Genomic DNA, 13,103 nt, shown 5'->3' with positions numbered 1-13,103 from the left:
GCACGAGAACGAGGGCCTGGACGCGGGGGCCTGATGCGGGCGGTCTACTACATGCAGGCGGTCGACTTCGACTGGGGCGACTTCGGTTACCAGCTCGCCATCGACGCGGACGGCAACGTGTACGAGAGCACGTACTCCGACCCCGATCCCATCCCGGTCTTCGGTCCTGAGCTGTCACCGGAGCGCCGGCCGATGGGTGTCAACGGCTCGCACGTCGGCGCCTTCAAGGCCGGCAACATGGGCATCTGCATGATCGGTCACTTCGTGACCCGGCAGCCGACGCCTGCCGCCCGCTATTCGCTGGTCTCGGTGCTGGCGATGCTGTCGGCGATCAGCGGCCTGAACCCGGTCGGCCGGACCGACTACGTCAACCCGGTCAGTGCGAAGGCCGCCACGGTCGACATGATCACCACCCACCGCGACTGGCACGCGGCCAACCCGGACTCGGGCGCCACCGAGTGCCCCGGTGAAGCCTTCCATCGGGTCTTCCCGTCGGTGCGTCAGGACGTACGCGACCTGCTCCGCTGACCAGACCCCGGGCTGAGAGCGGCCGGACCGGCCGACCACGGCCTGGCCGCTCCCTCAGGTGGGACCGACGCCGAACCCTTGGAGTCCCTGTGCGCATCCTGTTCACGTCCGTGCCGGCCTTCGGTCACCTGCTTCCGTTGCTGCCACCGGCGACGGCGGCGCGGGCCGCCGGTCACCAGGTGGCCTTGCAATCCCATGGGTCAACGGGTACGGCGGCCCCGTCGATCCCGCTTCTCGAGGCGGGCCCGAGCCCGACCGAGACGCTGGCCGCCATGACCCGGCCCGGGGAGTCCGACCCGACGGACTTCGCCGTCGAGTTCTTCGTCGAAGCCAGGCTGAATCTCGGTGCGCGGGCGGCGTTGGCGGCTGCCCGGGACTTCGGCCCCGACTTGGTCGTCGCCGAGTCGTCCGACTACCTGGGCCCGTTCGCCGCCGCGGCGCTCGGCGTGCCCTGGGCGGCCTACGGCACCTTCCTGCCGCTGGCCGAGCCGTTCGCCGCCGCGCTGGCGCGACGAGGGGGCGGCAAGTTCGGCGAGCACGGTGTACGCCCGCTCCGCCCTTCGCGTACGTCGATCCGTGGCCGGACCGGCTGATCCGGCCGGCCGACCGCTATCCCGCCCCGCGCCTGCCGATCCGGCCGGAACCCTTCGCTGGCGAGGGTCCTGCGTGGACCATGCCGCCGTTCCCCGGCGGTGCGGATCGGTCGACGGTCCTGCTCACCTTGGGCACGGCCGCCGACGACCGCGAGGTGCTGACCCGGGTCGTCGTCGCCACCACGGCGCTCGACGTTAACGTGGTGGTGGCGCCGCACCAGACCGATGACCTGGACATGAGCCGGCTCGACCCCGAGCTGGTCCTGGTCGCCGGCTTCGTGCCGATGGCCGATCTGCTGCGCTCGGCCGACCTGGTCGTCTCCGCCGGAGGAGCCGGCACCGTACTGTCCACGCTCGGCGCCGGGCTGCCCTCGGTGCTGCTCCCGTTCGGACTGGACAAGCCGATGAACGCCGAGCGCGCTGCGGCCACTGGTGCGGCACTGGTCGTCACCGATCCGGACGCCATCGGCGAAGCCGTCGCGAAGGTACTCGGCGACGAGGCCTACCCGGCCGCGGCCGGCCGCATGGCCGACGAGATCAGTGCGATCGACAGCCCCGCGCGCGTCGTCGACATCCTCACCGAGCGAGCCGTTTCCAGGCCGAGCATCAGAGGGGGGGTCCCGTTGCCGTGAGCGACATGCAGGAGAGCACCGCGCCGGAGGGTACGCCAATCGTGCTGGTCACCGGTCATGGCACCGCCCAGCGGGCGCTGGGTGAGCGGCGTACGACCAGGGTCCTCGGCCCACTGCACCCGGACATCCCGGCGCACGTGCAGAGCGGGCTGACCCGCCAGATGATGTTCCTGGACCCGCCTGACCACACCCGTTTGCGCCGGCTGGTCTCGGCGACCTTCACCGCCCCGCGCGTCGAGGCGACGGGCGGGCGCGTCGAGGGCGTCGCGGGCGAGCTGCTCGAGGCGATGGCTGGCCGGGAGACGGTCGATCTGGCTCGGCGCGGGCGCGGTCCAGCAGGCCGACCTGGCGGTGACCAACGAACGCACCCGCGAGGCCCAGGTGGCCTTCTCCGCCCTCCTGAACCGGCTCCCCGATCTCCGCCTCGCCGTCCCCGCCGGCGAACTGACTCGGCGGTACGATTTCATGACCGGACTGCACCGCCTGCCCGTGACCGGGATGCGGTGAACACGCTGACCGGGCAGGTCGCCCTGTGCCGGGCGCAGGGACCGGTCAGCTTTCGCCTCGGGGTGGTTGATCGCGGCAAGCCGAGTCGCGGCGATCGGCCGGTGACGCTGACTGCGCAGAGTGACGGCTGCTTAGCGTGTGGGTCACCGATGACGACTGGAATGGCCGGATCTGTCGGGCCGAAACGGCCGCCTGGGCATTCTGGGGCACCCTCGAAGGGCACTTCTGCGCAACTCTTCGTGATCGCCGTGCCGAATATGCCCCCGCTCTGAACACGACCGCCGGTTGCAGCCGTTCTAGGCGCAGAACGTGGCGATTATAGGAAGGATTCAATCTTGAGGCGCAACGACGTACGGGTCCTGGGCGCGGTCGGGCTCGCGGTGGCTATGCTGGCGACGGCCGGATGCCAAGACTCGGGAACCGCCGGCGGCGGTGACACCACGGCCGCCGCGTGCGGTGGAAAGATCGCGATCTTCGGCGCGTTCACGGGCGCGGACGCGGGTCAGGTGCTCTCCTCGCTCAACGGTGCGAAGCTCGCGGTGAAGAAGTTCAACACGGCCAACCCGGACTGCAAGGTCACCATGCAGGAGTTCGACACCCAGGGTGCTCCCGACCAGGCGACGCCGATCGCCAACCAGATCGCGCAGGACCAGTCGTTCGTGGCGGTCGTCGGTGGTCACTTCTCCGGTGAGTCGAAGGCGACGATGCCGATCTACGAGGCCGCCGGCATGGTGATGGTCAGCCCGGAGGCGACCGCCGCGGAACTCACCACGGGTGGCAACAAGGCGTTCCACCGGGTCGTCGGCAACGACAACTCGCAGGGAGGGGCAGCCGTCGAGTACCTCAAGAACGTCGCCAAGAGCAAAAACGTGTTCCTTGTCGACGACGGCTCGACCTACGGCGCCGGCATCATCGCCACGGTCAAGCAGGGTCTCGGCTCGTTGGCCGCGGGCGCCGACAAGGTGCAGAAGGACCAGACCAACTTCGACGCCACCATCTCGAAGATCAAGGGTGCCAAGGCGGATACGATCGCGTACGGCGGCTATACCAACGAGGCAGCCCCGCTGTTGAAGCAGGCCCGCGCGTCCGGGGTGAAGGCGAAGTTCATCGGTTTCGACGGCCTCTATGACCCGAACTTCCCGAAGGGCGCCGGCGAGGCCGCGGAGGGCGCCTCGGTGCTCTGCCCGTGCGGGCCGGTCGCCAAGGCCGGTGGCACCTTCGGCAAGGACTACGAGGCCGAGTACCGCGAGCCGGCGGGCGCGTACGGCGCCGAGGGCTTCGACGCCACGACGGTGCTGCTGGACGGTTTCAAGGCGGGTAAGAAGACCCGCGCCGATCTGCTGGCCTGGGTCGACGCGTACGACAAGCAGGGCGTCTCGAAGAATATCAAGTTCGATCAGAACGGTGACGTGGACAAGTCCAAGGTCGTGGTGTGGTCGTACAAGATCACCGGCGGCAAGATCACTCCTGAGCAGGAGATCAAGCTCCACAGTTGATGCGACAGATCTCGGTGACCGGCAGCCTCGCCGGTCACCGAGCCCGCGCCGGGCGCACCCGGAAACACTCGGATCGTCAGGCGGCATTACCTTGTGGATTCCGTCGCGGCGGGTGGCACGAACCTGGGATTCGGATCGCGAGGCGGGGGGCCAAGATCGAGCTGTCAACATCGCCATCGTGGAGGTTAACCATGTGCCATTTCTCAGCTCTGTCCACCGGTCTCGCGCTGGCCGGTCTTGCGCTGGCCTTGTCGGCCTGCGGCGCGCCCGGCGACTCGGCGTCGTCCGGCACATATGCCCCGGCCGGCTCCGGGTCATCGGCCGGGGCAACGTCGCAGATCGGCTCCTCGTCGCAGGCGCCGGACGGTTCATCGGCACAGGCGCCCGGCGGTTCATCGTCGCAGCAGCCGGGTGGTGAGGGCGCGGCGAGCACCCGCGTCGACCCCGCCGCGGCGACTAAGCAGATCCTGGCCGGCAAGCGCCAGGGCCTCATCCACATCGCCGAGGACGACAAGGACTGGAGCGCCACGTACGAGGGCCCGATCGCCATCGGCACCGGGACCGACGACGGCGCCCTCTTCCGCATCATCCCGTCCGGCAAGGGCCGGTTCCTGATCGAGGCGCTGCGTGCGCGCGAGGAGGGCGGCCGCTGGTGTGTGAACGCTGACACCCGCGACGAGACGGTCAGCCTGGGCACCGTCAAGTGCGCGGCGAACGCGAACACCCTCTTCCGGATCAGCCCGACCGGGAAGTCGGACGAGAAGGGCCGGCCAACACACGACATCATCAACGAGAGGTTCGGCGCCGTGCAGGTCCGCAACGACGGCTCGGCGCTGTACATCCAGGAGGTCGGCGACGGCGGCACCCGTGGCACCTACAGCTTCGTCGACCGCGGCGCCGGCCGGTAGGGGCACGAGCCACCCGGTAACCCTGTGGCGTCGGAGCTCATGACCGCGACAATGGCTGGCACGGACGAGGCCGAGGTCGTTGTCGGCCATTCCGCGCGCGAGGTTGCGGGTCGGCGACGTGTTCCTGAAGATCGACGCTGATCAGAGGCGCGTCGATGTCGATATCGAGACGATGGCCCTGGCGCCGATCCCGACTCCGCAGATCCGCTGGCGCAAAGCATCCGGTGCTCGCGCTCGGCGCCCTGCCCGGCACGGCGCTCGGCCGGCTCTTGGGAGTAGCTCGTCACCAACGGCGTTCTCCCCGCCGGCCTGGTTGCCCGCAACCGCGAGGTGGCCCAGGCCGCGCTCCGGCCGTGGACCCGGTGTCATCCATGGCGATCTGCAGATCAGCCACATGTTCGTCGCTGATGACGAGATCACCGGCGTGCTCGACTGGCCCGAGGTGTCCTGGGGCGACCCCATTTCGATCTGGCGACCTTGGCCCTCGGGGCAGGAGGAGCACCTGGTCGACGTCATCGCCGTCTACGGCGCTGGCGTCGACCTCGACGTGATCTGCGCCTGGTGGTCGGTGCGCAGCCTGCTGTTCAGCCGTGGGCTGATCGAGCACCGCATTGACCCGGCCATGTCGGGCTGCGAGTTCGACGTGCTGGGAGCATCGAGGTAGACCATGACCTTCGGGAAGCGCCGCCCAGGCGGTCAACCTCTGAGCGCTTGATCCGGGCGAAGCAGGCAGTCCGGTAAATTCAAGATTGATTTCACCCTTGAATCGTGTTGAAGATCGACTTCTCTACATCCTCGGTCACAGGGTTGTCTGGGAAACTCGGCATGATGCTGCCCGTGTCCGGCGTTCACGCTTCGCCGGCGAACATCACGACCATCGCACAAGCCGCCGAACGGCTTGGCTACGACTCGCTGTGGACCTACGAACGCCTGCTGCGTCCGATGGCGCCGTTGCTTCCCGGTCCCGACGGCGAGCTGGAGCGCATCCCCGACGTCTACCGCGTCACCTTCGAACCCTTGCAGACCCTGAGTCACGTGGCCGCGCTGACCAGCCGCATCACCCTGGGCACCAACATCGTCAACCCGCTGTTTCACGCACCAGTCGTGCTGGCACGCAGGTACGCCACGCTCGACCAGTTCAGCGGCGACCGCGTCGTCGCCGGGCTCGGCCAGGGCTGGATGCCGAAGGAGCTCGCGGCCGCCGGCGTACCCCTGAAGCACCGCGGAGCCGGCTTCGACGACATCATCGCGGCGGTATGGGCCTGCTGGGGACCTGACCCCGTCGAGTATGCGGGCCGCTTCTACGCCATCGAAGCCTCCGAGACCAACCCGAAGCCGGGCCGGGGCGACACCCCGATCGTCGTCGGTGCGAACACCGACGGTGGCATCGACCGGGCGGCCCGGATTGCTGACGGCATCACGCCGCTGGCCTGGACGTTGGACGGGGCGATCGCCCAGGCGACCCGCTTCCGCGCGACCGCCGAGGAGCTGGGGCGGAGTGCGGCCGCGCTCACGGTGACAGCGCAGACCAACCACCCGATGCAACCCAAGCCGATCAGCGGGGACCGGCCGTTCCTCGCCGGTTCCCCGCGGCAACTCGCCGAGGACATCGAGCAGCTGCGGGAACAGAAGATCGACGGGGTTCTGTTCGCGTTCCCGCCGTCCGATGACCTGGATACGCAGATCGAGATGATCGAGAAGCTCCGTACCCTGGCACCTGCGGCATAGTCACGGACGTCGGCGACGCGATCTGCAGGGCGTTCTGTTCGGCCTGCCCACCATGGTCCCGCACGGAAAGGACGATGGCTGTGCGGGGCCTCGACGCCCGGGTGGTGGCGCCCGGGTTGACTTGTTCGCCGAGGTTCCGACGGCGAACATCTACGTGTTCAGCTTCATCCAGCACGACTGGGACGACGACTCGGCCGGATCCTCGCGACGATCCGCGGCGCGGCCCCCGCGAGTACAGGACGCTGCTGACCGAGGCCCGCTTCGCGGTCGACCGGATCGTCGCTACTCTGTCCCGCTTCTCGATCCCAGCGACAGGACCTGCGCGAACTTGGCATGCTCATCGACATCGGCATGACCCTCGGGCGCCGGGGTGCCGAGATGAAGATTGATGATCGGGCCTGGCGTGGTGGCGTGACACGAAGAGGGGCCCTTCGGTACGAGCAACGGCGAGAGCAGCCAAGGGCGGAGAGAACGGGACCGGCTGACCTGACGTGGCGGGCCCTCGTGGGTGGCTGGCGTTGCTTGCCGTCGGCCACGCAGACGTGTCACAAGGCAGTCTGCATAGGACGGTAGAACTCACCTCTCGATTTCTGAACCATGAGCCGCTGTCGGTCGTTCCAATGCTGCAGACCTGCGACGAATCTAGGAGCGGCAGTGGCGAACGCGGTTCAACGCAATGCGGAGAAGGTTGAGATCGGACGCACCGCGTTGCGTAGTGTGGCTGCCTTGCTCGGTGTTGCCGGGATTGTGGTCGGCGTCCTGTCGGGATGCACCGAGGACAAGCCCGGCGTTGCCGGCAGCGGTATTGGTGGGACATCAGGGCTTCGCGGGCCGGGCAAGGTCGGCGTCGTCCTGCCTGATACCACATCCTCGCAGCGCTGGGAGAGGCAGGACGCACGGCATCTTCAGAGTGCTTTCGCCGCTGCTGGCGTACCGGTGGACATTGAGAACGCCCACGGTGACAGAGCCCGGTTCGTGAAGATCGCGGAAGACATGATCTCTGAGGGCGCCAGGGTTCTCATCATCGCCAACCTCGACTCGTCGTCCGGGAAAGCAGCACTGGATCTGGCCCGAGCTGCGAGCGTCAAGACGATCGATTACGACCGCCTCACCCTCAACGGTGGCGCGGACTATTACGTCTCATTCGACAACCGTAAGGTCGGCGAGCTGCAGGCGCGGGTGCTCAAGGACTGCCTCGGCGAGAAGGGCTATCGAAACCCCGTGATCGCTGAGCTCAACGGCTCCGAGACGGACAATAACGCCAGCCTTTTCAAGGAAGGCTACGACGCCGTGCTGCAGCCGATGTACGACGCGGCGCTCTACACCAAGGGTCCGGATCAGTGGGTACCTGGATGGAGGGAGATGGATGCCGTCGCCATTTTCGACCAGATGCTCTCCCAGCAACCTAGGATTCAAGGTGTTCTTGCTGCTAACGACGGCATCGCCAACGCCGTCATCGGGGTGCTGAAGCGGAAGGGTCGCGGTGGCAAGGTACCGGTCACGGGCCAGGACGCGACTGTTCGAGGCCTGCAGAACGTCTTGGCCGGGGATCAGTGCATGACCGTCTTCAAGGATCCGAAGGCGCAGGCCGAGCTTGCGGCGAAGTTGGCCATCACTCTCTACAACGGACGCGCTCCCGACGTCGAAAAAGTGATTAAGGATCCTGAATCCGGTATCTATCTGCCGTTCGTCAGGCTTACGCCCCGGGCCATCACCAAAGCCGACGTCAAGCAGCTCATCGCTGCCGACTCCGTCGATCGCGCTGAGATTTGTGTCCCGGATCTTGCACAAGAGTGCGAGCGGGCCGGGATCTAGACCGGGCTCGGCAACGCCACCTCCCGGTTGTGCCCCCACCGGGATGATGTCAACTTTCGCCGTGGTTACCCACTCGTGATCATCTATACCTTCCTTGGTTGGCCTGCAGCCTTTGTTCCCGCCCGCGAGTCGCAGTCCGGCTCGCGGGCCGGGTGGTAGCGGTCCGTCGGGGTGGCTTGGCTGAGCGGTCTCCCCTTCGGGGCAGGTGAAGGCCGCGGATCACCCTCGCGGAGGCCGTGCGCACCGAACCAAGCTCAGCGCCGGCATCACCGCACTCCGTGACAGCGGCACGTGTCTGGCGATGTTCAACCCCGGACGACGAATTCCTGGCGATCAGCGGGTGGGGCGGGATCTGATGGACCACGGCCGGGCCGCCGACGCATAGCCGCAGGGCTGCGCCACGCCGCGAGCGAGGCCGGTCCACTCACCGCTGTCTGGAGCACGGACGGATGCGACGCCGATCGGCCCGTCCGACCGAGGCGTGCGAAGTTTGCAACGCGGACAAATCTCCCGCGAGAGCTCGGAAATGTCGGCGTCACATGATCCGAGTGTCATTTGGCACGACCATGGACGTAGCGACCATGGTCGTGATACGGTACTCGCATGACGCAGCCGGGACCCGTAGCCGCCGAGAGCGGACCGGCGTGGTCGTCGAGTCCATTGTGGAGATCTCACCTCTATGGGAAGCCACGCGATCCTCCGGTTTAGAGATTTGCGTCGGGTTCCCGATGCGCAGAATCGCCCTATGTCGCCCGGCTCGCCGCCGACCTCGTCGGGGGTGACCAGCTTGGTCCGCGGGCACGAACACCACTCCATTCAGCAGGGATGCAGTCGTAAACAACGGAGGCTTTCATGGAATCGTCAAGCGTCATCGTGGTGGGCGGCGGTCTCGTCGGGCTGTCTGCCGCGCTCTTTCTGGCCCGGCGCGGGGTTCCCGTCGTGCTAGTGGAACGGCACTCGGGCAGCTCAGCACACCCCCGCGCGATCGGATTCACGCCCCGGACACTCGAACTCTTCCGCGCCGCTGGTATTGCTTCGAGGGTGCCTGAGGCACCTGCGGGTACCGGCAGGCCCCGGCGCGTCAAAGTGGAGAGTCTCGCCGGGAAGTGGTGGCCCGAGGCCGAATGGACACCCGCCAAGTCGGTGGGTACGCCTCCACCGGACGGGTATTCGCCCAGCGGTAGCGCGGCGATCGCGCAGGACCGCTTGGAGCCGGTCCTGCGCGACAGCGCGATCGAGTTCGGCGCCGATGTCAGACTAAGCACTGAGCTGGTCTCCTTCGAGCAGGACTCCAGCGGGGTCATCGCGACGTTGCGGCGACGGGACACCGCTGAGGAGTACAGCCTCCGTGCGAACTACCTGATCGCGGCGGACGGTCACACCAGCCCGATCCGTGAGGCCCTGGGCATCGGGCGCGGCGGGCACGGCTTCATGCAGGTAGTGCGCAGCGTGCTGTTCCGCGCCGATCTCGAGGAGTACCTCGCATCGGGGATCAGCCAGTTCGAACTCGATCAACCCGATCTCAAGGGCATGCTTACGACGTACCGCGACGGCCGTTGGCTGCTGATGTTCTCCGATGACGAGGAGCGCGACGAGGACACCCTTAGAAAGCAGGTGATTCGGGCCGTGGGCAGGTCGGACGTCTCGGTCGAGCTCATCACCACGGGCCGCTGGGAGCTCAGCGCCTTCATCGCCGATCGGTTCTCCGCGGGTCGTGTCTTCCTCGCCGGCGACGCGGCCCACACACTCCCGCCCGCCCGCGGCGGTTACGGCGCGAGCACCGGCATCGAGGACGCCTTCAACCTGGCCTGGAAGCTGGCCGCGGTTCTGTCCGGCGAGTCGACCCCCCAACTGCTCGAGAGCTACGACGCCGAGCGACGCCCGATTGCCTGGCTGCGTCATGACCAGATCTTCGCCCGGGCTGACTACGCCTCCATGGCGACGGCAGAGGAGCAGCAGGTACCCATCATCGAGGACGCCGCGATGGAGTGGGGCCAGCTCTACCGATCCACGGCCGTTCTCGGCGCCGGCGATGAACTCCCATCGGCATTGCGGCCGCCGCAGTGGGCGGGGCAACCCGGCACCCGAGCGCAGCACCTGTGGGTGTCGAACGATGGCCACCGGTGCTCCACGCTGGACCTGCTGCACCACGAGTGGGTACTACTCACCGAGGATCCGGCCTGGCGCCACGCCGCGGCGGCGGCCGGCCGGACACTAGGGCTGAACCTTCACTGCATCATGGTCAGCGACACTCCCGAGGTCGATGTGATCTCGCCGCCGCATGACTTGGGCCGCCTGAGCCTCGACATGCCCATCGAGCAGATCGTCGCGGTCCCCGAGGGCAAGCTCGCGCTCGACCGCAACATTCCCACGCTCACCACCCACGAGATGTACTCGACGTTCCAGATGATGAATCTGCGCAAGCTCCAGCCGCTGTCCCGCGGCCTCATCACCGACGCGGCCCTCGACCGGATCGCCGCTGACCTGGCGACCGTGAAGTACACCCCGCCCACCCCCGATCCGATGGGGTTCCGCGCGGCTGTCCGGGCGGCTTTCGGTATCTCGAGCACCGGATGCACGCTTGTCCGGCCCGACGGCTACATCGCGTGGCGCACCGCCGACATGCCCGCAGACGCGACGGCAACACTCACCACGGCGCTGCGTGCCGCTGCTTCGTCGACGGCCAGAAGCACGGAAACGCCCCACACGGCCGCAGAAGTAGTCCCAACCGCGAAGACTATGTGAAAGGACACGAAAATGAGCACTGTATCTCTGGAAGAAAGAATTTTGAAGCTCGAGGACCTCGAGGCCATCAGAGACCTGACGGCGCGTTACGCCTCCGCAGTCAACAAGGGTTGGAACGGCAAGGAAATCGACGTCACAGCAATGCCCTCAATCTATGCCAAGGACGCATGATGGGACGCCGACTTCATGGGCATCCACGCGCAGGGCCTCGACATCATCATGGCCGGTCTGCCCGATAGCACCGCGATGGTCCAGTTTCCATGCACGCTTTTTTCAATCCGGTCATTACGGTGGACGGCGACAGCGCCACCGGCAGCTGGCTCATGTGGATCGCCTCCGCGATCGATGACGACCCGCGACTCGTGCACCTCGGCTGCGACATGACCTACACCCGGACCAACGACGGGTGGCGCATCCAGTCGGTGAACATGCAATTCGGCTCGATGCTCAAAACAGCGCCCTGAGCGAGCGACGAGACGCCGAGCCCTTGCCTCGGATCGGACCGCTCTGTGCCCGCCCAACACCGACGAATCAGCGCCTGCCCCACCACAACATCGAAGTGACGTCGTGTCTCGGCGCGACATCACCGTCGTGTCCTCTAGCGAATCCCATCAGGGAGGCTTCTCCATGGTTCCGGTCACGATCATCCGTCTCAGCGAAGGTGAGCTCATCACCAACAACGGCCCGTCGCAGATCCGCATCCTCGAGGACGGCAGCAACACCGTGCATCGCCTGGGGATTGGCGAGATTACCCTTCGCCGCATACTCCCTGCCCATTCAGCACTGCTACGCCCGGCACGACGAGGGTTTCCGGTGTGCCGTCGGGCACCGTGCGATTTACGGTGGGTCAGGACGACTTCGAGGCCGGCCCTGGCACCCGGGTGATCGTCCCGCCGGGTGCGCCGCACACCTTCGCCTGCCCAGGCGACGACCCCGCGGTCATGCTCTCCACCTTCACGCCGGACCTCTACAGGCAGTACTTCCGCGATCTCAAGAAGACGGTCGAGTCGGGGCGCATCCACGCCCGTTCATGAACGCGGGCCCTCGTTCAGAGGCGGTTATCCGGTGCGTCCTACGACGTTGCTATGCAGCGACCCATCCCGCGAGAGCGCCATCGCCGGCGGCGTTGCGGGGTGCAGGGGTTCCGGGAAACATAGATGGCGCCCGAGAAACCTGCCCTGGCTGGAAGTGCTGTCCGTCCACGCGCCGGACTACACCCATCCGGAATTCGTTCTCAACCGGGCACACACGTTCACCATCACCTTTGGCGACACCGCCCCGCCCTTGCGATACCGAGGCAAGGAATATCCACCGGCAGCCGCCGGAACGGTCACCGTGGTGCAACCCGATGAAGTCGTTCAGTCGCTGCTCACCGGTCCCACCGCGGCCTACTTCGCCACCTTCGCCCTGTTGGACCCACAACCATTGCTGGATGTCACCACAGACGGGGAACTACCCATTTTCGATCGGCTCACCTACACCGATCGTGATTTGTTCAGCGGATTCGCCATGCTGCACACCGCTCTGACCGACGGTACGGATGACACAACACTCCGGTCGATGTTCGCATCTGTGCTGGCAAGGCTGGTCAGCCGGCACGCGACCGCCGCCCGCGCCACCACCGAGGCGCATCGCCCCGCAGCCCTGCGACAAGTGCGGCAGATACTAAGCGAGCGGCTGGACACCAACATCGGCCTCGACGAACTTGCCGCCGCGGCCGGGTACAGCCGCCATCATCTGTTGCGCCGGTTCCGGCAAGCCTACGGAGTTCCGCCACATCGATACCGCACCCTACTAAGGCTCGCCACCGCAAGACCGCTGCTAGCCCAGGGCGTGTCCGCGACAGAAGTGGCGGCACGCTTGGGCTACTACGATCAAAGCCAGCTCAACCGGCACTTCAGGGAGGCCTTGGGCATCAGCGCCGGCGCGTACGCCCGAGCCGATGCAGACGCCCCGTCCGCGACTACGAACGTCTCCCCGAACACCACGCCGCCATCGTGCAATGGTCAATGAGCATCATCATGACCCGCCGACTCACCCGCCATCACCGACCCTGAAGCGGCTTCCAGACGGGCATTTGGTTCGCTGCAGCGGTCCGGGAGAGTTCGTAACACGAATGGTGTTTCTGGCATTTGGTTAGTAGAGCGCGGC

Annotated in this window: 13 protein-coding genes and 1 pseudogene; all 14 read left to right on the top strand. The window is 66.8% G+C overall.

What is annotated here, in order from left to right; genetic code table 11:
* The first annotated feature begins 33 nt into the window (after positions 1-33).
* The 14 genes and pseudogenes from QSK31_RS44825 to QSK31_RS44760 all read left to right on the top strand — a co-directional run bounded on the left by QSK31_RS44825 (position 34) and on the right by QSK31_RS44760 (position 12,965).
* On the top strand, positions 34-528 hold the full coding sequence (locus QSK31_RS44825; protein ID WP_285691200.1) for a peptidoglycan recognition protein family protein: 495 nt from the start codon (positions 34-36) through the stop codon (positions 526-528).
* 89 nt (positions 529-617) lie between these two features.
* Positions 618-1,121, top strand: coding sequence for a glycosyltransferase family protein (locus QSK31_RS44820; protein ID WP_285691199.1), 504 nt, complete (start codon positions 618-620; stop codon positions 1,119-1,121).
* A gap of 80 nt (positions 1,122-1,201) precedes the next feature.
* Entirely contained in the window at positions 1,202-1,753 is a 552-nt protein-coding gene (locus tag QSK31_RS44815; protein ID WP_285691198.1) for a glycosyltransferase, read from the top strand.
* A gap of 351 nt (positions 1,754-2,104) precedes the next feature.
* The gene (locus QSK31_RS44810) at positions 2,105-2,260 is read left to right on the top strand and encodes a hypothetical protein (RefSeq protein ID WP_285691196.1); all 156 of its coding nucleotides are present in this window, start codon (positions 2,105-2,107) and stop codon (positions 2,258-2,260) included.
* 335 nt (positions 2,261-2,595) lie between these two features.
* Positions 2,596-3,756, top strand: coding sequence for a branched-chain amino acid ABC transporter substrate-binding protein (locus tag QSK31_RS44805; RefSeq protein WP_285691195.1), 1,161 nt, complete (start codon positions 2,596-2,598; stop codon positions 3,754-3,756).
* Positions 3,757-3,947: 191 nt separating this feature from the next.
* Positions 3,948-4,664 carry a hypothetical protein gene (locus QSK31_RS44800; RefSeq protein WP_285691194.1) on the top strand — a complete coding sequence of 239 codons (717 nt, stop codon included), beginning with the start codon at positions 3,948-3,950 and terminating at the stop codon, positions 4,662-4,664.
* Between the two features lie 118 nt (positions 4,665-4,782).
* The gene (locus tag QSK31_RS44795) at positions 4,783-5,328 is read left to right on the top strand and encodes a phosphotransferase (protein ID WP_285691193.1); all 546 of its coding nucleotides are present in this window, start codon (positions 4,783-4,785) and stop codon (positions 5,326-5,328) included.
* Between the two features lie 173 nt (positions 5,329-5,501).
* A complete protein-coding gene (locus QSK31_RS44790; RefSeq protein WP_285691192.1) occupies positions 5,502-6,392 on the top strand; it encodes a TIGR03619 family F420-dependent LLM class oxidoreductase in 891 nt (296 codons plus the stop codon).
* Positions 6,393-7,046: 654 nt separating this feature from the next.
* A complete protein-coding gene (locus QSK31_RS44785; RefSeq protein ID WP_285691191.1) occupies positions 7,047-8,207 on the top strand; it encodes a sugar ABC transporter substrate-binding protein in 1,161 nt (386 codons plus the stop codon).
* 852 nt (positions 8,208-9,059) lie between these two features.
* Positions 9,060-10,952: an FAD-dependent oxidoreductase gene (locus tag QSK31_RS44780; RefSeq protein ID WP_285691190.1), complete on the top strand. Its 1,893-nt coding sequence runs from the start codon at positions 9,060-9,062 to the stop codon at positions 10,950-10,952.
* Between the two features lie 12 nt (positions 10,953-10,964).
* Positions 10,965-11,123, top strand: a complete 159-nt coding sequence (locus tag QSK31_RS44775) for a nuclear transport factor 2 family protein (protein ID WP_285691189.1) — start codon at positions 10,965-10,967, stop codon at positions 11,121-11,123.
* 83 nt (positions 11,124-11,206) lie between these two features.
* Positions 11,207-11,416 (top strand): annotated as a pseudogene (locus QSK31_RS44770) (nuclear transport factor 2 family protein); the annotation flags it as partial.
* A gap of 378 nt (positions 11,417-11,794) precedes the next feature.
* On the top strand, positions 11,795-11,986 hold the full coding sequence (locus QSK31_RS44765) for a cupin domain-containing protein (protein ID WP_285691188.1): 192 nt from the start codon (positions 11,795-11,797) through the stop codon (positions 11,984-11,986).
* 154 nt (positions 11,987-12,140) lie between these two features.
* Positions 12,141-12,965, top strand: a complete 825-nt coding sequence (locus QSK31_RS44760) for a helix-turn-helix domain-containing protein (RefSeq protein ID WP_285691187.1) — start codon at positions 12,141-12,143, stop codon at positions 12,963-12,965.
* Positions 12,966-13,103: the final 138 nt, after the last annotated feature.

The organism is Actinoplanes sp. NBRC 103695, assembly GCF_030269485.1.
Taxonomy (GTDB): domain Bacteria; phylum Actinomycetota; class Actinomycetes; order Mycobacteriales; family Micromonosporaceae; genus Actinoplanes.
The sequence above is the reverse complement of the archived record's forward strand: the minus strand, read 5'-3'. Positions and strand labels throughout refer to the sequence as shown.